23 protein-coding genes are annotated in these 22,619 nt (G+C 37.1%); 9 read left to right on the plus strand and 14 right to left on the minus strand.

Annotated elements, in window-relative coordinates:
* Window positions 1-80: 80 nt before the first annotated feature.
* The 5 genes from AC3ANV_RS18875 to pruA form a co-directional block, all read right to left on the minus strand.
* Window positions 81-1,517 (minus strand): amino acid permease, encoded by a 1,437-nt coding sequence (locus tag AC3ANV_RS18875; protein WP_488310221.1) that lies wholly within the window; start codon window positions 1,515-1,517, stop codon window positions 81-83.
* Window positions 1,518-1,903: 386 nt separating this feature from the next.
* Window positions 1,904-2,158 (minus strand): biotin/lipoyl attachment domain-containing protein, encoded by a 255-nt coding sequence (locus tag AC3ANV_RS18880; RefSeq protein WP_488310222.1) that lies wholly within the window; start codon window positions 2,156-2,158, stop codon window positions 1,904-1,906.
* Window positions 2,159-2,259: 101 nt separating this feature from the next.
* Window positions 2,260-3,552: a Glu/Leu/Phe/Val family dehydrogenase gene (locus tag AC3ANV_RS18885; RefSeq protein ID WP_488310223.1), complete on the minus strand. Its 1,293-nt coding sequence runs from the start codon at window positions 3,550-3,552 to the stop codon at window positions 2,260-2,262.
* A 47-nt stretch (window positions 3,553-3,599) separates the two neighbouring features.
* The gene (locus AC3ANV_RS18890) at window positions 3,600-4,802 is read right to left on the minus strand and encodes an ornithine--oxo-acid transaminase (protein ID WP_488310224.1); all 1,203 of its coding nucleotides are present in this window, start codon (window positions 4,800-4,802) and stop codon (window positions 3,600-3,602) included.
* A gap of 41 nt (window positions 4,803-4,843) precedes the next feature.
* Complete coding sequence (gene pruA, locus AC3ANV_RS18895; RefSeq protein ID WP_488310225.1) at window positions 4,844-6,388, minus strand: L-glutamate gamma-semialdehyde dehydrogenase; 1,545 nt, start codon at window positions 6,386-6,388, stop codon at window positions 4,844-4,846.
* Window positions 6,389-6,614: 226 nt separating this feature from the next.
* Here pruA and AC3ANV_RS18900 point away from each other — a divergent pair, with 226 nt between their 5' ends.
* From AC3ANV_RS18900 to AC3ANV_RS18910, 3 genes are all read left to right on the plus strand, one after another.
* The gene (locus AC3ANV_RS18900; RefSeq protein WP_488310226.1) at window positions 6,615-8,033 is read left to right on the plus strand and encodes a sigma-54 interaction domain-containing protein; all 1,419 of its coding nucleotides are present in this window, start codon (window positions 6,615-6,617) and stop codon (window positions 8,031-8,033) included.
* A 348-nt stretch (window positions 8,034-8,381) separates the two neighbouring features.
* The gene (locus AC3ANV_RS18905; RefSeq protein WP_488310227.1) at window positions 8,382-8,588 is read left to right on the plus strand and encodes a methionine aminopeptidase; all 207 of its coding nucleotides are present in this window, start codon (window positions 8,382-8,384) and stop codon (window positions 8,586-8,588) included.
* 187 nt (window positions 8,589-8,775) lie between these two features.
* On the plus strand, window positions 8,776-9,774 hold the full coding sequence (locus AC3ANV_RS18910) for a transglutaminase domain-containing protein (RefSeq protein ID WP_488310228.1): 999 nt from the start codon (window positions 8,776-8,778) through the stop codon (window positions 9,772-9,774).
* A gap of 134 nt (window positions 9,775-9,908) precedes the next feature.
* Here AC3ANV_RS18910 and AC3ANV_RS18915 read toward each other — a convergent pair whose 3' ends face one another.
* Both AC3ANV_RS18915 and AC3ANV_RS18920 read right to left on the minus strand, forming a co-directional pair.
* A complete protein-coding gene (locus tag AC3ANV_RS18915) occupies window positions 9,909-10,916 on the minus strand; it encodes a VanW family protein (RefSeq protein ID WP_488310229.1) in 1,008 nt (335 codons plus the stop codon).
* A 227-nt stretch (window positions 10,917-11,143) separates the two neighbouring features.
* The gene (locus AC3ANV_RS18920; protein ID WP_488310230.1) at window positions 11,144-12,472 is read right to left on the minus strand and encodes a GntP family permease; all 1,329 of its coding nucleotides are present in this window, start codon (window positions 12,470-12,472) and stop codon (window positions 11,144-11,146) included.
* A 210-nt stretch (window positions 12,473-12,682) separates the two neighbouring features.
* Here AC3ANV_RS18920 and AC3ANV_RS18925 point away from each other — a divergent pair, with 210 nt between their 5' ends.
* Window positions 12,683-13,012, plus strand: coding sequence for a hypothetical protein (locus tag AC3ANV_RS18925; RefSeq protein ID WP_488310231.1), 330 nt, complete (start codon window positions 12,683-12,685; stop codon window positions 13,010-13,012).
* A 62-nt stretch (window positions 13,013-13,074) separates the two neighbouring features.
* Here the strand turns inward: AC3ANV_RS18925 and AC3ANV_RS18930 are convergent, their stop codons facing one another.
* The gene (locus AC3ANV_RS18930; protein WP_488310232.1) at window positions 13,075-13,500 is read right to left on the minus strand and encodes a MarR family winged helix-turn-helix transcriptional regulator; all 426 of its coding nucleotides are present in this window, start codon (window positions 13,498-13,500) and stop codon (window positions 13,075-13,077) included.
* A gap of 204 nt (window positions 13,501-13,704) precedes the next feature.
* Here AC3ANV_RS18930 and AC3ANV_RS18935 point away from each other — a divergent pair, with 204 nt between their 5' ends.
* Together AC3ANV_RS18935 and AC3ANV_RS18940 are read left to right on the plus strand one after the other, a co-directional pair.
* Window positions 13,705-14,160: a CBS domain-containing protein gene (locus tag AC3ANV_RS18935; RefSeq protein WP_488310233.1), complete on the plus strand. Its 456-nt coding sequence runs from the start codon at window positions 13,705-13,707 to the stop codon at window positions 14,158-14,160.
* Window positions 14,161-14,192: 32 nt separating this feature from the next.
* On the plus strand, window positions 14,193-15,434 hold the full coding sequence (locus tag AC3ANV_RS18940) for an MFS transporter (RefSeq protein ID WP_488310234.1): 1,242 nt from the start codon (window positions 14,193-14,195) through the stop codon (window positions 15,432-15,434).
* A gap of 117 nt (window positions 15,435-15,551) precedes the next feature.
* On the opposite strand, the gene AC3ANV_RS18945 is transcribed toward AC3ANV_RS18940, so the two are convergent.
* Window positions 15,552-15,749, minus strand: a complete 198-nt coding sequence (locus tag AC3ANV_RS18945) for a hypothetical protein (RefSeq protein WP_488310235.1) — start codon at window positions 15,747-15,749, stop codon at window positions 15,552-15,554.
* A gap of 442 nt (window positions 15,750-16,191) precedes the next feature.
* Between AC3ANV_RS18945 and AC3ANV_RS18950 the strand changes: the two genes are divergently transcribed.
* Window positions 16,192-16,326: a YjcZ family sporulation protein gene (locus tag AC3ANV_RS18950; protein WP_488310236.1), complete on the plus strand. Its 135-nt coding sequence runs from the start codon at window positions 16,192-16,194 to the stop codon at window positions 16,324-16,326.
* 235 nt (window positions 16,327-16,561) lie between these two features.
* Entirely contained in the window at window positions 16,562-17,164 is a 603-nt protein-coding gene (locus AC3ANV_RS18955) for a YitT family protein (protein WP_488310237.1), read from the plus strand.
* Window positions 17,165-17,222: 58 nt separating this feature from the next.
* Here AC3ANV_RS18955 and htpG read toward each other — a convergent pair whose 3' ends face one another.
* Both htpG and AC3ANV_RS18965 read right to left on the minus strand, forming a co-directional pair.
* Window positions 17,223-19,103: a molecular chaperone HtpG gene (gene htpG / locus AC3ANV_RS18960; RefSeq protein WP_488310238.1), complete on the minus strand. Its 1,881-nt coding sequence runs from the start codon at window positions 19,101-19,103 to the stop codon at window positions 17,223-17,225.
* A gap of 422 nt (window positions 19,104-19,525) precedes the next feature.
* A complete protein-coding gene (locus AC3ANV_RS18965; RefSeq protein WP_027322326.1) occupies window positions 19,526-19,726 on the minus strand; it encodes a cold-shock protein in 201 nt (66 codons plus the stop codon).
* A gap of 296 nt (window positions 19,727-20,022) precedes the next feature.
* Between AC3ANV_RS18965 and AC3ANV_RS18970 the strand changes: the two genes are divergently transcribed.
* Window positions 20,023-20,499: a glutathione peroxidase gene (locus AC3ANV_RS18970; RefSeq protein ID WP_488310239.1), complete on the plus strand. Its 477-nt coding sequence runs from the start codon at window positions 20,023-20,025 to the stop codon at window positions 20,497-20,499.
* Window positions 20,500-20,627: 128 nt separating this feature from the next.
* Here the strand turns inward: AC3ANV_RS18970 and AC3ANV_RS18975 are convergent, their stop codons facing one another.
* From AC3ANV_RS18975 to AC3ANV_RS18985, 3 genes are all read right to left on the minus strand, one after another.
* Window positions 20,628-21,182, minus strand: coding sequence for a DUF2062 domain-containing protein (locus tag AC3ANV_RS18975; RefSeq protein ID WP_488310240.1), 555 nt, complete (start codon window positions 21,180-21,182; stop codon window positions 20,628-20,630).
* Window positions 21,183-21,409: 227 nt separating this feature from the next.
* Entirely contained in the window at window positions 21,410-21,628 is a 219-nt protein-coding gene (locus AC3ANV_RS18980; RefSeq protein WP_488310241.1) for a helix-turn-helix domain-containing protein, read from the minus strand.
* Window positions 21,629-21,701: 73 nt separating this feature from the next.
* On the minus strand, window positions 21,702-22,619 hold the full coding sequence (locus AC3ANV_RS18985) for a TIGR03943 family putative permease subunit (RefSeq protein WP_488310242.1): 918 nt from the start codon (window positions 22,617-22,619) through the stop codon (window positions 21,702-21,704).

The raw sequence follows: 22,619 nt of genomic DNA on the forward strand, positions 1-22,619 counted from the left end.
CTGGATTTCTCACTATTATGGTTTCCTTTAAAGTTTCAATAAATGCAGAAAAAACGCCTGGTAAAACCAAGCGTTTTTTATTAGATGATCATTTTCTTATCTGATTGTAATTGAAGTTCTTGTTCGTTCATTCCATCCTGCACACGATTCTTTTTGATTCTGAAGTGATAAATAAGGTAGCAGGCAGCAACAAATGGAACTCCGCAATAAATTGCAATTCTCTGATCCGGATCAAAGGCTAAACTAATGAGAACAATGCAGTTTAATACTAAGCCTAGGATTGGCAGGAATGGAAAAAGTGGTGTTTTAAATTTAAGTTCGCTTACTTTTCCGCCCTCACGGATGAATTTTCTACGGAAAGCAATCTGTGATGCTGTTATCGAAATCCAGCCAACTTGAGCACCTAATCCTGCAACTGAAATCAGCCATACAAAAACAGTTTTAGCTGCTACAACACTTGATAATAGTGATAACAAGGCAATTCCGATTGTTAACACAAGGGCATTAAACGGAACACCTCTTTTTGTTACTTTTGTTAACATCGGACTGGCCATTTTCTCTTTTGACATTGCGTATAACATCCGCGTTGCAGCATAAAGCCCTGAATTTGCAACGGAAAGTAATGCGGTAAGAACTACAAAGTTCATAATATCAGCTGCGTAAGGAATTCCGATGCTATCAAATACGACAACAAACGGACTTTCAATTACTCCTGCTTTCGACATAGGAATTAAACCGGATAAAACAAAGATTGCTAAAACAAAGAAGAAAAGCGTACGCCATACCGTTTGTCGAATTGATTTTGGAATCGTCTTTTCAGGATCTTCACTTTCACCTGCAGCAATCCCGATTAATTCTGTCCCTTGGAATGAGAAATTTACGGTAATCATTGTCATTAGCAACGCTGTAATGCCGTTTGGAAAAAGGCCGTGTGCCGTAAAATTCGAGAAAAACGGTGCTGATTGTCCGCCCTTCATGTGAATCATTCCAAACATAGCGGCTCCACCAAGTAAAATGAATGCTAAGATTGCAAAAATTTTAATACTGGAAAACCAAAATTCAGTCTCCCCAAACGCTCTTGCAGATAGGGCATTGAGCGAAAACAAAACAACTGCGAAAATCAGACACCACATCCAAACCGGTGAATGCGGAAACCATCTTTGCATGGACTGACCTGCAGACAAGAGCTCCAAGGCAACCGTTACGGCCCAACCTAACCAATAAAGCCAGCCTAGTGCAAATCCCGTTCCGGGACCAATAAATTTGGTTGTATACGTTTGAAATGAGCCGGATATCGGCATGGCTACTGACAATTCCCCAAGGCAAAGCATTGTTAAAAACATGATAAAGCCGCCGACAATATAGGAAAGAATTGCACCGGCCGGTCCCGCCTGGTGAATGGTATATCCGGAACCTAAAAATAGGCCCGATCCAATTACCCCTCCTAGCGAAATCATAAATAAATGCCTGGCCTTCATCGTTCGTTGTAATTCATTGTTATTTCCTGGTAACTGCATTTACTTTCCCCTCCATACCCCTTTAAATTGAATACGCTTCCAAAAAGTTGAAAATAACATTATTATGATAATTCTTTTTCTAAAGGGCATAGTTTATACTGACCTACAGCAAAAAGAAAGTCAATAGCCTATGCCAAATAATGCCGAAAGATCCTCCTCCAGAATTATCACTATTTTCACTTATTTAATATGCAATTATCATGCCAACACGAAAAGTGCTATTTGTGAACATTTAGTGAATAACAACTGCAAAAAAAATTTGCACAATGCTGATTTTTTTGCACAAGATGTGCAAAATTTAAAGCTATCCTATTAGAAAAGGGCCTGCCCTCGAGAGAAACTTAAAGTTTAAATCAAGAGGGTCAGACCCTTTTAGAAATATTTTTTTAATCGCTTCCAGTTATCAATAAATCATCCTGGATGGTAGCTAATATGGTCTCGGAATTTACTTTTTGACCTGTTTCTACACGTAAAGACGTAATATATCCGCTTATGCCGATCGAAATCTCTTCAATCCTACCGCTATTTGTTTTAATTAAAAACAATTTCTCCCATTCATATACATGGTTGTTTTCCCTCGTTAAAACTACTTCTACGGTGCCGGACCAAGGACTGTAAATCGTTTCTTCCTTTACAAACAAGTTCTCCACTCCTTAATATGATTCCAAACAGTCATAAAACGGTTGACTCTAAATGGGATTGAAACTTTCCTTTTATTCCATACTACCATCCTTAGTGCGCTTTATACCCAACCGCGGAAACGAGAAGCTTCCGCGACTTTCCTGATTCCAACCATATAAGCTGCTAAGCGCATATCCACATGGTGTGCCGCAGCAGTTTGATAAATGTTTTCAAATGATTGAACCATAACCTTCGCTAATTTTTCCTCAACTTCTTCTTCAGACCAATAATACCCTTGATTATTTTGCACCCACTCAAAATAAGAAACCGTTACACCACCGGCACTGGCAAGAATATCAGGAACAAGAAGAACTCCCCGCTCTGTTAAAATGCTAGTTGCTTCAAGTGTTGTTGGTCCATTGGCAGCTTCGACGACAATCGCAGCCTTAATATTAGCCGCATTTCCAGCAGTAATTTGGTTAGAAATAGCTGCGGGAACAAGAATGTCACATTCCAATTCAAGAAGTTCTTCATTCGTAATCGTATTTTTATAAGTTTTCGAAAATGTTCCGAAACTATCTCTTCTATCTAATAAGTGGTCAATATCCAGTCCGTTTGGATCATAAACACCGCCGTAAACATCAGAAACTGCGACAACCCTTGCTCCAGCATCATGCATAAATTTAGCTAAGTAGCTGCCGGCATTTCCAAAGCCCTGTATGACAACTCGAGCACCTTGTAAATCAATTCCTTTTTTCTTTACAGCTTCTTCTATACAAATTGTAACTCCTCGTGCAGTTGCTGTTTCACGTCCCTGAGAGCCTCCAAGAACAAGTGGTTTCCCTGTAATAAATCCCGGTGAATCGAATTCACGTAAACGGCTGTACTCATCCATCATCCAGGCCATTATTTGCGAATTAGTATAGACATCAGGTGCCGGAATATCCTTTGATGGGCCGACAATTTGACTGATAGCACGAACATAACCGCGGCTTAAACGTTCCAGTTCTCTAAAGGACATTTTTTTAGGGTCACAGATGATGCCACCCTTTCCTCCGCCATACGGAAGATTGGTAATTCCGCACTTTAAACTCATCCAAATAGAAAGTGCTTTTACTTCTTCTTCATTTACTTCAGGATGAAAACGGACTCCGCCTTTTGTTGGACCAACCGCATCATTGTGCTGGGAACGGTAGCCGGTAAAAACTTGTACAGTACCATCGTCCATTCTTACAGGGATACGAACAGTTAGCAGCCTGATCGGGTCCTTTAAAAGTTCATACATTTCGTTTGTATATCCTAATTTAGATAACGCCCTTTGGATGACCGTTTGAGTGGAATAAAACAGATTTAATGACTCATTCTCTTCTTGCTGTTCTTTTGTCAAATTATCAAGCACATTTTTAACGGACATGACAGACACCTCGTCAAATTAGTAGATTATTTGTATTTAATAAATTCTTAAGATAAAACTTTTTGAATTTTTTCAAAGGCCCAATCGATTTCTTCTTTTGAAATAATGAGCGGCGGTGCAAATCGAATAACGGTATCATGAGTTTCTTTACATAATAAGCCTTCTTCTTTTAGTTGTTCGCAATAAGGTCTTGCTGCTTCCGTCAATTCAACCCCGATAAACAAGCCCCTGCCTCTTACTTCTTTAATCATTGGATTATCAATTGTTTTTAATTGATCGATGAAATACTTACCTAACTCAAAAGAGCGCTCCGCTAGTTTTTCTTCCTCGATTACTTCTAAAGCCGCAAGAGATACGGCACAAGCAAGTGGATTTCCTCCGAAAGTTGAACCGTGGGATCCCGGATTAAATACTCCTAAAACATCAGAGTTGGCGACAACACATGAAATTGGGAATACTCCTCCGCCAAGTGCTTTACCCAAAATAAGCATATCAGGTGTTACTTCTTCCCAGTCACAAGCAAACATTTTACCTGTACGTGCTAAGCCGGCTTGAATTTCATCAGCTATAAATAAGACATTGTTTTCTTTACACAAATCAGAAGCTGCCTTTAAGAATCCTTCCGGTGGAATAATAATTCCTGCTTCACCTTGTATAGGTTCGATTAAAAACGCTGCCGTATTCGGAGTAATAGCTGCTTTTAACGCTTCAAGGTCACCGTAAGGTATTAATTTAATTCCCGGTAACATCGGTCCAAAGCCACGTTTATATTCCGGATCAGAAGATAAGGAAACAGCACCCATTGTACGGCCATGGAAGTTACCTATGCATGCGATAATTTCGGCTTGATTTTCTTCAATTCCTTTTACATCATAGCCCCAGCGACGAGCCGCTTTAAGTGCTGTTTCAACGGCTTCTGCACCCGTATTCATTGGAAGCACCATGTTTTTATTTGTTAACTTACTAACTTTCTCATACCAAGGACCTAGTTGATCACTATGAAAAGCACGCGATGTTAATGTTACTTTATCGGCTTGATCTTTTAGTGCCTGAATAATTTTTGGATGACGGTGCCCTTGGTTAACAGCTGAATAGGCACTAAGCATATCCATAAAACGATTACCTTCCGGACTTTCTACCCAAACTCCTTCTGCCTTTGCAATAACGATTGGCAGTGGATGGTAGTTATTTGCACCAAATTTATGTGTTTGCTCAATAATAGTGGTTGATTTTGTTGTTGTTCCATTCATAGGTTGTTTCCTCCTTTAATGAATACATGTTTTTTTGGAAATTAGAGCATTTCTGATGTTGTTTTAGCCTGCATATGCAGTAATAAATAATCAGGGCCCCCTGCTTTTGAATCAGTACCGGACATATTAAAGCCGCCAAATGGCTGGTAACCCACGATTGCACCCGTACATGTTCGGTTAAAATAAAGATTTCCTACATGGAATTCTTGGCGGGCACGCTCAATATGCTCACGGCTATTGGAGATCAGCGCTCCAGTCAAACCATAATCAGTGTTATTCGCGATTTCCATCATATGGTCAAAATCACGTGCTTTACAGAATGCAACAACCGGTCCAAAAATCTCTTCCTGCATCAAGCGGGATTTTTCATCTAAATCAGCGAAAATCGTTGGTTGGATAAAGTATCCCTTCGATTCGTCACCTTCTCCGCCTGTGACAAGTCGGCCTTCTTGTTTGCCGATCTCAATATAATTCATGATTTTTTTGAAAGATTTTTCATCAATCACCGGACCCATGTACGTATCTACTTCTTCAGGGTTACCAAGTGTAAGTGTTTTCGTTAATTCTGCTGCTTTTTCAAGAACTTCCTCATAAACATCCTGATGGACAACTGCACGGGAACCTGCTGAACACTTTTGGCCCGAGAATCCAAAGGCTGAATACACGATAGATGATGCAGCTAAATCTAAATCAGCATCCTTATCCACAACCATTGTATCCTTTCCGCCCATTTCAGCGATTACGCGTTTTAACCAAATTTGGCCAGGCTGAACTTTTGCTGCGCGTTCATAGATTCTACAGCCGACTTCACGTGAGCCTGTAAAGGATACAAACCGAGTTTTCGGATGATCTACTAAATAGTCACCGATTTCTGCACCGCTGCCCGGAACAAAGTTTAATACACCATTTGGAAGACCGGCTTCATGCATAAGCTCAACAAACTTCGCTGCAATAATTGGTGTTGAGTTTGCAGGTTTTAGAAGGACAGTATTACCTGAAACGATTGCTGCAACTGTCGTTCCGGCCATAATCGCTAATGGGAAGTTAAATGGCGAAATAATGATCCCTACCCCAAGTGGGATATAGTGGAATTGATTGAATTCCCCAACTCTGCTTTGGACTGGCATACCATCTTTGATTTTCATCATTTGTCGGCCATAATACTCGATAAAGTCGATTGCTTCCGCTGTATCTGCATCAGCCTCTTTCCAAGGCTTTCCGGCCTCTTTTACGAGGTAGCTGGAAAATTCATGTTTACGACGGCGCAGGATAGCAGCAGCACGGAATAAAATGTTTGCCCGGTGTTCCGGTTTCCAATTTTTCCATGTTTCAAACGTAGCTAGTGCCGCCTGCATTGCTTTTTCGGCTAATTCTTGACTTGCCATTGAAACGGTTCCAATTACTTCCTCTTTATTGGCAGGGTTAATCGAAACGATTTTTTTATCCGTTGAAATCTCTTCTCCGCCAATCACTACCGGGTAATCTTTTCCAAGCTGTGATTGAACGAATGCTAATGAATCTTGAAAAGCTTTTTTGTTTTTTTCATCTGCAAAATTAGTAAATGGTTCATGTGTATAGGTTAGCAATTTGGTTACCTCCTAAATTTGTATACACTATTTACTATGCAATTACCGTGCCAACCTTAAATGTATGAATATTTTGCGGTTTTTCATGATGTTAACGGTTTCAAAGCATAAAAATTTTGCGCAAAATTTTTATTTTTTTCATTTAACGCAAAAATATTTTGCGGTATGTTAATTTTAATGTTTAAATAATAGGGAATCCATTTTGAGCAAGGAAGAAGGAAGACTTATGGAACAAACCAAAGAAGTTCACTATTTACAATATATAAACCGAATATATGAACGGATTTTAGACGAGGTGGATATTGGAGTCCATGCCGTTGACGTAACAGGGAAAACGATTATTTACAATAAAAAAATGATGCAAATGGAATCCATGGATATTCAGGATGTACTTTATAAAAACCTCCTGGAAGTATTTATGTTTAAAGACGATCAAACTAGTACGTTAGTAAAAGCGTTACAGGATGGTAAAGAAACCAAAAATGTTAAACAAACTTACTTTAATAATAAAGGTCGGGAAATTACGACGATAAATAATACCTTTCCTATTTTTGAAGAAAACAAAATTCATGGTGCCGTGGAAATTGCCAAAGATGTTACGAAACTTGAACGTCTGATGAAAGGCAATATTACCCAAAAGGGGACAACAAGATTTACATTTGACAACATTACCGGAAACAGTCCTGCTATAAAGGAAGTGATTGAGGCGGCCAAACGTGCAACAAGAACCTCCTCTTATGTATTAATCGTCGGGGAAACAGGCACCGGGAAAGAGCTTTTTGCTCAAAGCATTCATAACGCCAGTACTCGTCTTTCCGGTCCGTTTATTTCACAGAACTGTGCCGCCCTGCCGGATAATTTGATTGAGAGTTTACTTTTCGGGACAAAACGCGGAGCTTTTACCGGGGCAGTTGATCACCCGGGGTTATTTGAACAGGCGGAAGGCGGGACCTTATTACTGGATGAGATAAACTCTTTAAATTTAAATCTACAAGCCAAGCTACTCCGGGTTCTTCAAGAAAAAACAATCAGACGGATTGGTGATACGAAGGATACACCTATAGATGTTAGGGTCATTGCCAATATGAATGAAGATCCCATTGATGCGATTGCTAATAATCACTTGCGCAAAGATCTTTATTACCGCCTTGGGGTTGTCACTGTTTTTATTCCTCCATTAAGGGAGCGTAAACAGGATATTCCGCTTTTAGTCCGGGATTTTATTAAAAAGTATAATGAACGGTTCCATATGCAGGTAAAGGGATTGAGTGATGAGGTCAAACAATCCTTTCTTGAATATGATTGGCATGGGAATGTTCGTGAGCTTGAACACATTATTGAAGCCGCAATGAACAATATGTTAGATGAAGATGTGATTTTGTACACACATCTGCCCTTCCAATACCGAAATAAAATGCAATTAAAGGAGCGGATGATTCCTATTTCGACTGTTGAATCGTTCATTAATGAGAGTGTTGAGGTCGCTGTTCCGCTTAAGGATCAATTGGAGATATTTGAAAAATCCTATATCGAGCATGTCTTGAAAAAGAACGATTCTAATATTTCCCGAACTGCGAAATTACTTGGTTTAAGCCGCCAAAGTTTACAATATCGAATGAAAAAGTTAAATATTGATTTAAAGTAATAGGTTATTAGAATAAGTCTTTCTACCCTTTGGAATCTAGCATTTCTTTTGTAGGTTTTATAAACGCTATTCAACCTCCGGCATAACAAATTTGTGCCGGATTTTTTATTGTTATAATAATATCGTTTTGAAAAAAAGCCCAAAATTCTTTTCACAAACTATAGATTATTTACATAAAATAGTAAAAAGATGGTTTTAGCTCTTAACGAAAAACATTATCTTAAAAAAGTAATATAGTGAATGAATGGGACTGGATTTACTTATAAATTCCCTTTTTTAAAAAGAAAGATACCAGCATAAAAATTCCATTTTTTCTCCATACTAAGAAGAAAAGATGAGGTGATTGAAATGGGATTACTCAACACTTATAATCAATGGAGAGAGTCAAAATATCAAAATCATGTCTCCAATATGAAAGATCAAGGCAAATGCCCAGATTGCCAAGGACGTGGTTACACGGTTTATCCCTACAATGAATTTGCCTATTTTAATTCGTTTGAATGTCCAGGCTGTCAAGGCAGCGGCTCCTATACTGATTGGGAAGAAACGAGATAAAGGAAACACGAATCGAGGTTTTTGCTTGTGGGGTTAGACAGTTATCTTCGCTCAAAAATTTAATCATATATTTTTATACAACCTCTTCAGCCAGCTACAAAACATCCAATCTGAAGGGGTTTTTGTTGTGCTTCCCGTTTTAACCGTTTATAGTATTAGTAAACTAAGAAAGTAGGGGTGACTTGACTTGAAGAAGCTCGTCTTTCTCTTTTTATTTTTTGTTGGATTTTCTTACCTTTCCAAGCAAAACATGCTTCCTTCTATAGAACAACTAAAAAGTTATCTAAATTTAAATGGGGACCAAGGAACGGGGCAAGTAGCTTCTCCGGCACAACAGGTTCCTTCGTCTCAACCAAATGCACAAATCAAGTCAAATCAAACTACGAACGCAGCTAGCATACCAACTCAATCCAAGGAAAAATATGCCCCAACAGACATCCAAACCTATCGGGTCACTGTGGAAAATGGGAAATTAGTGGTAACGGGAAAGCCAACACCCTATGGAAAATACAATAATGCCAACGGTGTAATTTTATATATTCAAGAACCAAGAGCCAATAAGAATATAACCATAAAGGTTCCTTTTACAAATGACAGCATTCATTATATGTATCCCCTCCATTATACAGTGGGTGACGTAATTCTCAACCTTGATGAATATTACAACGGGAAAGCCAATGACCCAAATACGGTATTAGGCTATGCACAATATCACTTAACAGATGGAGATCCTTATTTACTTCCAAGTTTTATGGTCCAAAGCGATAACCCGAACCTTAAGGTCCTTGCTCAAAAAATAACGAATGGGAAGCATTCAGATGTAGAGAAATCCCGGGCCATTTTTGAATGGGTTGCAAAAAACATTGCCTACAATGCGCCTTTGGTAAATAGTACAAATCCACCTTTGTATTCTGCACTACAAACCTATCAAACTCGTGTCGTATTATGTTCGGGTTATGCAGATTTAAGTGCTGCCCTTCACCGTGCCGTAGGGATAGAAGCCAAAGTGGATTATGGGGAAAATCATGCGTGGAATGAAATTAAACTAAACGGTGTCTGGCAATCAGAAGATCCCACATATGGTTCAGGATTCATAAATCTTAACACTAATAATTTTGTTCGCAGTTATCATCCTGCTTACTTTGCTAAAACGGATAAACATAAAGCTGGCGAATATGAATGGTAAACACGCTCCTCTGTTTAATAAACAGGGGAGTTTTTCTTATCATCATTAGTCATTTTATAGACAAGGGACACCCCTGGCTTTAATTAACTAAAGCATAAGGGTGCCCCAACTAATGATATGAAATAATTCCGGTATTAATGCCTTTTTTTAATAAGACTTTGATATGCCGCCGATGTTCTTACTTCTATTGTGATTGTCCCTTTTACTACTATTGCTTTAAGGAGTAAAGGAACACCCGTTGTATTTTGAAATCTAAAGTCAACCCCTCCATATGATACTGTTGCATCTCTTCCTGTTGGAACATATCCTACATGGATGGAATGATGATGCTTCTCTACATATGCAACTCCTAATTGATCAATCGCATTATATAATGTTGAAGACGTTTGACAAATACCTCCGCCAATCCCGGGGACCAGCTTTCCTTCCACCGCTTCCGGTGCAGATTGATATCCATGAGCTGCGTCACTCGGCCCGACTGTAGTATTAAAGGAGAATATATCCCCGGCTCCGATTATGATATTATTAATGGCTTGAGCAGATAGCTCAATATTTTTTGATCTCCCGACCACTCCACTATTAAAGTGAGTCGAATAGGTAGCGACAACCACTTCCGCTAAATGTGGAACGTCCTCAGGCTTATATCCACTTGGTGTAGCTTGTAAAGGTAACACCACATCTCCACCTTTTGCAGAAGCCAGGATTACTTTTTGAGATAACTGGGTCTCGTCTAATATAATTCTGGGAGTTCCCTTTACGACCTGTCCATTGGCAGCGATCCTATCAGGATTCATTCTTTTGTCATATCCCGGAGTGGATTGTGTACCTCTTGCAAGATCCTTTGCCCATTTCTCAATCTCTTCTTTATATTTTGCATCATTGGTTCCATATCCCATATCCTTCGGGGTAAAGGTTTTTATAACGGTCTTTGTGTTCGGATCAACCACATTTACCACAATCGGCTTTTGTTCTTCTGCTTTCTTTTGTTCTGCCGCCTTCTTGGCCTCTTCTTGTGCTTTCTTGTCAATTTGGTGAGTTGTTACTTTCTTCTCGAAAGGTACTTCCTTCGTTGTTTTTGCTGCACACCCAACTAAGCCTATTAAACTACCTACTAATAAAATTGAAATTAATCCGGTTCGCATAGCAATTTTCCCCAACTTTTCTATGTAATTTTCTAAATATTGTCCTTAAAACTAAAGATTCATGCCACTCATACCTAAGGAATCATTATCATTCTCCTATTCTATTCCATTTCTTATTTCATATTCCTCTAAAAAATTAATAAATTTTTACAAATTTATACACATAAAAAGAATTCACCTTGAAAGATGAATCCTTTTTTGTTTTGTTTATTCGATTTTGTCGTTAATTATGAAAAGAGCGTATTTAGTAATAATGCGCCACCAAAAGCGATGAAGGAGAGAAGCGTTTCTAATACCGTCCAGGTTTTAAATGTTTCAGGAACGGAAAGCCCTAAATATTCCTTTACCATCCAGAAACCGGCATCGTTAACATGGGAAAACATCAAGGATCCGGCACCCGTAGCGATGACAAGCAATTCCAAATTGACTCCTGACATGTGTTGAATAACCGGTGACACAATACCGGCTGCAGTTGTTAAAGCAACTGTTGCTGAGCCTGTTGCAATTCGGATTAGACCTGCGATTAAAAAAGCCAAAACAAGAGGAGAAAGCGATAAATTCTGGGCCATTTGCGCAATGGTATTCCCAACTCCACTTTCAATTAAGATTTGCTTGAATCCACCGCCGGCACCTATGATTAATGCAATAGAACCTACCGGAAGCAAACATTCTTCAGTTAATTTTTTAATAGCGCCTCTATCCATCCCTTTTCGGAAACCAAGAAGGTAATAGGCAACGAAAACGGAGATAAGTAGTGCAATCAAAGGACTTCCAATTAATATAAGTAATTTCAATAAACCCTTTGAAAGCGAAAGATATGGTGCAACAGCAGATAAAATCATGAGTAATACAGGGAGTAATATAACAAAAAATGAAACACCTGTCCCCGGCAATGATTTTGCCTTTGTAGTTATTCGGATTAATTCCGGTTCACCTTTAGGAATGACTCTTTTATGAACCCACATGGCAAACAAAGGACCCGCGATAATCGATGCAGGTATGGCAATAATAAGTGAATATAATAGAACTTTTCCAAGGTTGGCCTTGTAAATGCTGATTGCAGCTAATGCCCCCGGGTGTGGGGGTACAAGACCATGAACGATGGACAAACCGGCAATAAGGGGTAGTGCAATTAATAAAATATTTTGTTTTGATGATTTGTGAACGGAAATCACCAGTGGTAATAAAATTAAAATTCCAACTTCAAAGAATACGGGAATACCGACGATAAATCCGGATAGTAACATTGCCCAAGGTAAATTTTTAACACCAAAGGACCTCATAAAGAATTCTGCAATCTGCATCCCCGCTCCTGAGTCGGCCATCATTTTACCTAAAATCGTACCCAAGGCCAAAATCCCAATTAAATGCCCTAAAACACCTCCAACCCCTGTTTCATATGCAACTACGATTTTTTCTAATGATAATCCTGACACGATAGCTAAAAATAAACTAGCTACAAGTAAGCTGATAAATGCATGCCACTTTAACCAAGATACACCCAAAACAACTATCACGATGGCAATCAAGGTCATCAACAATAAATACGTATTCATTTTTCCTTCACCATCCAATCTTGCTCTGAATTTTATTTACAACCCGTTGAAGTTCACTGGCGCTGATACATAAGATCTAATTGTATTGTTTACCATGAAACCAATAGGGATGCAAAGATTTTCAAATAGATGATAAAAGATTTCTTATTTTTGGGAAATAATAAAAAGGATAAACCGGGAATGTTTTTATTTTTTATGGAGGTGGAACGGATGTCAGTTATTGTTTATCAAACCTTTGAGGTACGACAAGATAAATTTAAAGAAGGTATTGAAAATTTAAGAGAAATTAAGAAATTTAGAAACGAAAATTATGACCATCAGATTGAAATACTCACACCTATATCCGGAGAAGACCACAGATATGCACTTCTTTCAACATATGAAGGATTAGCAGAAATGGAATTACAGAATAAAAAAATGTTTGATGATGAGGATTACTTGAAATTGATCGGGGATCTCTTTTTACAAAATATTGTCCAAGGTAGTATGAATACCCAAATTTATCGGTCATTAAGTGAGAAAAAACAAACATCCAGATAAGAACACATATACGTAACAAATGAAAAGCCAGTCTGTGGACTGGCTTAACTTTCAAATTTTTTTCATCTTTCCTGGGAGGAACGGTTATATTTCCTCAGTAGTTGTCCGAATAGTTCCCGTTCTTCAGCGGTCCAGTTTTTCAAAATATCCTCTATTTTTTCAAATCGTATTTGTTGGTAATCATTAAATTCTTTTGTCCCCAATTCTGTTATTTGCAGCGAATATGCCCTTCCGTCCAAAGGATCGGGAATTCTATAAACATATCCTTTTTGCTCCAATGAGGCTACTTGTCTGCTTACTGTAGAAATGTCTAAGTGAAATTCATCTGCAAGAGCCTTAACACCTGCAGGCCCATGAGAGGTAATTTGATGTAGTAAAAGATATGCAGACCGATCAAGATTGCCAAATTTTTTAGTTGACATTGATGTGATACGGCGAAGTAGAATTGCCAGTTCAAGATCAATCGTTTCTAGAGAATTTTCATCCATTTTTTTCTACCCCACTTTTTTGTACATTCTATGTCTAATCGTATCACAACGCATCCATTTTTAAAATCTTTGATTCCTTTAGAGACAATGGTGTGATGGCTGCTGTAAATATTACTAAAATCACTATTGACACATTCTATTATGGTTGTATAATACAATTATATACTTTTATAATACAACTTTAGGAAACTCAGGAGGGTAATTATGCAAGCACATGAAGTTATGATTAGCCAAGTTCATAAAGTTAAAGAAACTGACACCGTACGGTCTATTATTGAAAAATTTATCAATTATCGGATTAGCGGCCTGCCTGTTGTCAATGACAGGAATGAAATTGTCGGTTTTGTTAGTGATGGGGATATTTTACGTTTTATCGGCAAGCATGAGGATCGTATCGTTGATTCATTTTACTTTGCATTTGTAATCAAAGGTGATAATGAGGAATTTGAAGAAAGGGAAAAAAGACTTCTGGATTTAAATGTTCTCGAAATCGCCAAGAAAAAGGTATATAAAGTTTCATGGGACGAAGAAATGGAGGACATTGCTGCTATTTTAGGAAAAAAACAAATTAAAAAAGTTCCGGTTGAACGTAATGGTGTATTGGTTGGAATCATCAGCCGAGGTGATGTGATTAGGCACTCATTTAAAGGGATACTATAAAAATTTTTACAAAACAACAAAGGGGTATTAGAATGTCATCGACACCACAATCTGTAGCAACACCGTCATCAAAAACAGCTTCGTCAGAAGAAAAAAAAGGATTATTAAGTCAACCTAGGTCTGTCTGGGCTGTCTTTTTTGCTTGTATCATCGCCTTCATGGGACTCGGTCTTGTTGACCCTATATTGCCTGCTATAGCCAAACAATTGAAAGCCACACCTAGTCAAGTAACCCTGCTTTTCACAAGCTACAATGCTGTTATGGCAGTTGCCATGCTTATTACGGGGGCGATTTCGTCAAGGCTCGGCATCAAATGGACATTGCTTACCGGTATTATTATCATTGCATTATTTTCAGCGTTAGGCGGATTATCAAACAATATTTGGGCACTCGTTGGCCTTCGCGGCGGCTGGGGTCTTGGAAACGCCTTGTTCGTTGCTACGTCGTTAGCCGCAATCGTTTCCCTCTCAACAAGCGGTACTGCTCAAGCTATCATTCTTTATGAAGCAGCAATCGGCATGGGGATTTCAGTCGGACCATTGCTTGGCGGCTGGTTAGGCGGTATTTCTTGGAGAGGCCCTTTCCTTGGCGTGGCTACCTTAATGGTAGTTGCTTTTATTGGTCTTATTACATTAATGCCAAAAGCCGCTAATCAAAATACTGTAAAATCAAAAACATCTTTACTTGATCCCTTCCGTGCTTTAAAGCACCGTTCCCTGCTAGTTTTCGGGATTACGGCTGCACTGTACAATTTTGGATTCTTCACCTTGTTAGCTTACGCTCCATTTGTGATGGGATTAGATGAGCATGGATTGGGCTTTGTCTTTCTCGGTTGGGGTATACTGCTTGCCATCACATCTGTTTTTATGGCTCCCAAACTTCAACAAAGGTTTGGAACCATTAAATCGATGTCTGTTATGTTACTCTTATTTGCTCTCCTTTTACTTGTAATGGGTATCTGGACATCAACGCAATGGGTGCTGATTGCTGCTGTTATTTTAGCCGGTGCAATGTTAGGTAATAATAACACATTAATTACAACAGCTGTCATGAATGCAGCCCCTGTCGAACGCTCAACTGCATCTGCTGCATATAGCTTTCTTCGGTTTATCGGTGGTGCAATTGCTCCCTATCTTGCAGGAAAATTGGCAGAATGGTATAATCCACAAGTTCCATTTATTGTCGGAGCCGGATTCGTACTCGTTTCAGTTTTGTTCATCCGGTTCAATTACAAACATGTAAATCATGTAGACCATGCAGGTAACGGTCATTGATTTTACTAGAAGAAATCCGGTGTCCATTCAAAAGCCACGCCCTAACTTAGGGCGTGGCTTTATTAAACCTTAAGAAGCATTTTAAGTGATTGCTATACTCATATATTGAAACTTTACCTAACTAAAAATTTGAATAAGTAATACAATTACGCCAATAATAATTGCCAGCCATGCTAATACCTTTTGAGGACTTGCAAAGGTTATTAACCCTAAAACCACAGCAATAATACCAAGCCAAATTGGGGCAAAGAAAAATCCAATTACGCCTACAACGATGCCTAACCAGCCAAGTACCTTACCTGTCATATCGCTCATTCTTAACAGCTCCTTATTAATCAGATTAGAAACTGCACCGAAACCTCCAGAATCAAAATACCCCTACTACTATAATAAAAATTGATATTTGGGAATTTAAAATTCATTGAACACCTCCTTGTATTTTCAGGAAATAATTAACTACCATATTTCCTGTATACAATTTTTTAATGCCCACAATATATCCTATGCAGAGGTTTAAAAGAATAACACAAACGAAAAGTTTCAATGAACATTTGTTAAGAATTGTAAGAAAATAGGTTGTTTGTAACAAAGATTGGATTTGTTTCCAAAGGTTAAGCTGTTTCATTTTGAAAAATTTTTTCTTTAATAATAAAATTTATCAAATACATTTTTAGCCTTGATTATCTCCGCACTAGCCTAGACCGACTAGGTACACTTGGCATAAGGTAAACTAACCCATTTGAAAGGCGGTGTATTTATGTACGGTTATGGTGGTTTTGGAGGTTGTTGCGGCTACGGCTACGGCGGTTATGGCTACGGAATTGGCGGTTTCGCTTTAATCATTGTACTTTTCATTCTATTGATCATTATCGGCTCGGTCATTTGTTTCTAAGTCAAATTAAAAAGTCAAACATTCGGTTTCCAATAGGGCTTATCACATGCTTAATTTAGCAGTACAACAATAAAGGACGCTGGGGCAGATATACTGTCCCGGCAATATTCTATTTACTGAAAGTTCGATTTGGTATCTAACGGGTATTTCAATTAGAGGGGACAAATAGAAGACTAACCCCTTTCTCGACTGTGATAAAGATACTTCTTAATTAAATGAGAGAGACATATAATAATTGAAAAAGACAAACAAGGTGATTGTTATTTTTCAGAAATTAATCGCAACTCTCATTGGCAGCTTATTATTAGGAATCGGAATTAATGGATTTTTAGTACCGAACCATTTGATAGACGGCGGTATAATTGGAATAGCCCTAATTTTTCACTATTACTTCGAATTTCAAACAGGAATGATTATGTTGATATTAAGTTTACCAATTTGCATCTTCGCCTCCATAAATAAAAGAGGGTATTTTTTTAGCAGCATTCAGGGACTCTTAATTTCTTCATTAATTATTGACTTGCTTTCTCCACTAAGCACACAATTTTCAGTTTCCCACTTAATGGGGGCTTTAATTGGAGGAATATTAATCGGCACAGGAGTAGCGCTTATGCTGCAATATGAGACAAGCACCGGAGGAACCGACTTACTTGCTAAAATTATTTCAAAGGCCACTTCTTTAGATATAGCAATTGTCATCATAATTATTGACGGACTTATCGTTGTAGCCGGATTTGCTGTACTCGAGCTAGAAAGCTTTCTTTATTCTTGTTTAGCTATTGTTATTATAGGTCTAACAACCTCCTTTCTCGGAAGGACATTAAACTATACCATTTAGAAATACGAAAGGAGCTGTCATACGACAGCTCCAATTTATTACACTATTTCACTATACTTTATACCATTATTTTACAGATGTTATTCGTAAACTCTACCGGATCTTGGATTGGTAAACCTTCAATCAGAAGTGCTTGATTGTACAGTAGGTTTGTATATAGATTTAATTTTTCTTTATCGTTCTCAAAAGAATCTTTTAATGATTGGAATACTTCATGATTGATATTAATTTCTAAGACTTTATCCGCCTTAATATTTTGGTTACCCGGCATTGCTTTCAATATTTTTTCCATTTCTATCGTGACTTCGCCATCAGTTGTTAAACATACAGGATGAGATTTTAATCTTTTTGACACTCTGACATCTTTAACTTTTTCTGAAAGGATTCCTTTCATATATTCAAAGAGGTCTTTGTTTTCGGTCTCTTCAGAAGCAGTATCATTTTGCTTTTCATCTGCTTCAATACCTAAATCACCGCTTGAAACAGATTTGAATTCTTTATCCTTGTACGACATTAACATTCTGATGGCAAACTCATCAATTTCATCTATGAAATATAAAATTTCATAGCCTTTTTCAGACACTAACTCTGTTTGCGGCAGCTTATCAATTCTGTCATATGAATCTCCGGAAGCATAATATATATATTTTTGTTCCTCAGGCATCCTGGATACATATTCATCTAAGCTGACCATTTTCTTCTCCTTAGAGGAGTAGAACATTAACAGGTCCTGCAATTCTTCTTTATGCATACCGTAGTCGCTATAAACGCCATATTTTAATTGTTTGCCAAAGGACTTATAAAATTCTTCATACTTTTCCCGTTCATTTTTTAAGATGTTTTGTAATTCGCTTTTGATTTTTTTGTTAATGTTTTTCGCAATCAGCTTTAATTGTCGATCATGCTGCAGCATTTCTCTTGAAATGTTAAGCGATAAATCTTCCGAATCAACCATACCTTTAACAAAGCTAAAATAATCAGGCAGTAGGTCTGAACATTTGTTCATGATTAATACACCATTGGAATATAGCTCTAGACCCTTTTCATATTCCTGTGAATAATAGTCAAAAGGTGTTTTCTCAGGGATATAAAGAATTGCATTATATCTTACAGCACCATCGACACTAATATGGATATGTTTTATCGGTTCGTCAAAACCGTAATGTTTTTCTTCATAGAAATTGTTGTAATCTTCAGTAGTAAGTTCACTTTTATTCTTTCTCCAAATTGGAACCATGCTATTGATTATCTGCTCTTCCTGATAATCTTCGTATTCGTTTTCGCTGCCTTCTTTAAGTTTTCTTTCAGCAACATCCATTTTAATAGGGTAGCGAATGAAGTCAGAGTATTTTTTGATAATCCCCTTTAAACGATACTCCTCTAGATATTCATCATAATTCTCATCTTCCGAGTTCTCTTTAATTTTCAGAATAATTTCGGTTCCTACTGAATCTTTCTCACATGGCACGATTGTGTAACCATCCGCACCCATGGATTCCCATTTGTAAGCCTCTTCACTGCCTAATGCCTTACTGATGACAGTCACAACATCAGCTACCATAAAAGCTGCATAAAATCCAACTCCAAATTGACCGATGATTTCATGCCCATCCTTTAGCTCATTTTCATTCTTAAATGCTAATGAACCACTTTTGGCAATCGTTCCAAGATTATTTTCAAGTTCTTCTTTAGTCATACCAATCCCGGTATCGGAGATTTTTAATGTTCTGTTTTCTTTGCTAGCTTCCACTTTTATGTAGTAACTGTCTTTATCAAAACTTAAAGTGTCATCAGATAATGCTTTATAGTATAATTTGTCAATTGCATCACTGGCATTGGAAATTAACTCTCTTAAAAATATTTCCCGATGTGTATAAATAGAGTTAATCATCATGTCTAATAATCTCTTTGATTCTGCTTTAAACTGTTTTGTTTCCATTAATATCTCTCCTTTCAATCTAAAACAACATTTTTTCGGATTTACATTTAATACAAACTGCGATTAGCACTCTATAGATTTGAGTGCTAACAATATTTTTAATAACATATAACGTCGTTTTCGTCAATACCTTCACTTTTTTTATGTTACTTGCTCTAGCCTTAAAAATTTGTTCGTGGGAAATTAGGAGATTCACAAATTTTATGCTACACTTAGTTTACCATTTGATTTACTGTTTTCATGTTCCCTACTCATTCGTGAGTAGGGTTTTTTTGGTTATTTATAGGCTCTGTTAAACCTGCCTGTCGATTTCCGCTCCAATCAACTAAGTGAGCTAAATCAACAATGAGTTTTAATATAGCCTATTTATAAAATAAAAAACAGACTCCATAAAAAGAGTCTGTCAAATTCGTACATATAGTTTAAGCTTTACGTACGTTAGCTGCTTGTGCTCCACGTTGACCTTGCTCAACGTCAAAAGTTACTTCTTGGCCTTCTTCTAATGTTTTGTACCCTTCGCCTTGAATCGCTGAGAAATGAACGAATACGTCTTCTCCGCCTTCACGTTCGATGAATCCGAAGCCTTTTTCGCCATTAAACCATTTTACTTTACCTTTTTCCATGTTTGTTGCCTCCTAATGTGTGAACACACATATATTTCTATCCTTGCTCTCAGTGATCATCAAGACGAAAAGTTGATACTTATACTATCCTTTACACCGAACAAAAATAATTCTTTATTAGAATAGCATTATTTGAAAGTGTTTGCAAGGATGCTATATCGTAAGTTGAATTTTACTTTATGGTGTTTTCCCTAAATCTAAAAAAGTATTTGACTTTGTACAATATTCGATATAAAACAAGATTAATAAAATGTGGCTCTTTAATATAGAGCTTCATTACTAAAGGAGATTGAGCTATGTCAGTTTATCCGTTTCGAGTAAAATCGATAGATGGAGAGGAAATTTCCGTCAAAAAATTCGAGGGAAAAGTGCTGCTCATTGTTAATACCGCTAGCAAATGTGGCTTTACACCCCAATTTCAGGACCTTCAAGGACTTTATGAATCCTATAAGGAAAGAGGTCTTGAGATTCTTGGATTTCCTTGCAACCAATTTATGAGTCAAGAACCGGGAAATGAAGAAGATATTAAAGCGTTTTGTCAATTAAATTATGGTGTAACCTTCCCGATGTTTGCCAAAGTGGATGTTAATGGGGTCTTTGCTCATCCTTTATTTGTCTATTTAAGGAAGCAAGCGCCCGGATTACTGGGATTCAATACGATAAAGTGGAATTTCACAAAATTCCTAGTTGATTCAAAGGGAAATGTCGTGAAGCGATATAATCCTACTACGAAACCATATGATATTGTCAAAGATATTGAGGCTCTTCTATAAGCAGCAGGCTTTTTATAAAATTATTAAAGCTTAGTCCTTTGTTAAGCTGATTTAAAAATAACTACACCTCCAATTGTTAGAAGTGAGTCTAACAATTGGGGTGCAATTCACACACATGCGGGTTAAAATTATTTTATAGTCATATTTCTTCGTATGAATTCTTTATTTCGTCTTTTATTTAATCTTCTAGTTTTTTCTTTTTCATATAAATAGTGAACAATAAAGTATGCAATAATTCCGAATACAATTCCGAAAATAGTCATTCCAATTAAAACATGCACACCCCCATGCAGGATACCCAACAAACTACGGAAATCACCGTGCATTAGATTTTGAAAAGAAAAAGGTGTATTATGTCCTACTTTAACTTTCATGGGAAAAATTATTTTCCCAATTTTTCTTGCAAACGGCAAAAGAATTACCGGGAGAAAGGTTAGTTTTCCAATAACGTTCCCAATTATTGAAGCAGGTAATGAGCCTTTAGCTAAGCGCACTATCGGGACAAACAGTATATAAATTAGAGAGGCTGTTGAAATTACTAACATTTCTAAGCCGAATCCAATTGCAAAACCCAATGATACCTTTTTTGCTCCCCCTGGAGAACGAAGAAGTTTAACAAAATTAAACTTAAAAGTACGGCCGATTTTCTGAAAAAAATTATACTTTTTGTGTTTGATACTCATTTTGCACCTCATAATAACAACAGATATTATAATTATATTCTATTTATGGAATAACTTCTAAACTTTCTGTTACTTTTATTTCTTAAAAAAACATTAAATCTGAAAAATGTTTCAATTGAGCTTTGCCGCAAAAACAAAAAACCCCTTCCATATTAAGCTTACGGAAGGGATTGAACGGATATTTCTTTCATTAAAAAAATTTTAATAAAGAAAAAAGGATGATTAATTCACCCTTTAATCACGTTCCATTCATAAAGATCTTCAATAGTACAATTTAGTTCTTTAGATATGGTCATTGCATTATTTAAAGTCATAACCTTCTTACTTAAATAGTCATTTAATGTAGATTTTTCGATTCCGGTGTTAACAGCTAACACATCAAGCTCAGTGTTATTTTTTGATAGGAGAATTTCAAGATTACTTTTTTTTGCTTTGTAATTGGTCAAAGTGACACCTCGCTTTTATATTACCTTACCATATTCCATTGGAAAAATAAAGGAGGATACCCATGAAATGTTATTACTTAAAATAAACATACGGATCCCGGAGTCTTGGAACCTTTTCAATCTTTATTATTTTTAAGGAAGGTAGCACAGTGCCTTGATAGGTTGATTTTTCAATCGTACCGTCTACTTTTACCCATTCATCCTCAATAACATTACTTACATTTCCGGAAGAAAGCATTCCTACAATATCTGAATCCGCTATGCAGCATGTAACACCGAATCTTGCGACGACAATTTGATTTTTAGGTACCCCTTGTTTATACACAAACCCTTTTAACTCAATTTCTTTCCCAATAAACTTATCCAATTTTTGCTCGATTGTGTTCATCGTAAAGATGAAATTATCATCATTAACAATAATTTTTTTACTAGATAGCAGTTCTTTCTCTAATAAATCATATTTACTTAGTGAATTATCTGTATTTATCGAAGGGTTCACATTCTTTGGTGTTTGATTACCATTTAGATTACTTGAATTTTGTTGGATTCCATTTTGATTTGGCTCATTCGTATTGCCTTGATTATTCGATGAATTAATTGGAGTTGCACTGCTAGTCATTTCTCCAAAATTCACCCCTCTTTTCGCCGCTACGGCACTATCAAGCGTATTAGTCGAAAAAAACATTCCTGTTAAAATAGGGATAATAAACATTGAATAAGTTAAAATTGACTTCTTTTTGGAAGAGGAAGTCCCATGATCACTCCCACAATCACAATCAATGTCATCATTCTTATTTCTACTTCTCCAAAATTGGCCAATACCCATTAATAAAAATGAAACCATCGAAAAATAAGATAAAGGGGCCATTTTAGGAGCAATAAAAAATTTTAAATCTCCGGCAATAATCAGCCTCACTAATAATAGGGTAAAACCTATTAAAATTACCCCTCTAATGAAGACATGGTTGATCCTACCCTTTTCTTGTTGCAT

The sequence above is a fragment of the Neobacillus sp. DFD-2R genome (genome assembly GCF_057747865.1).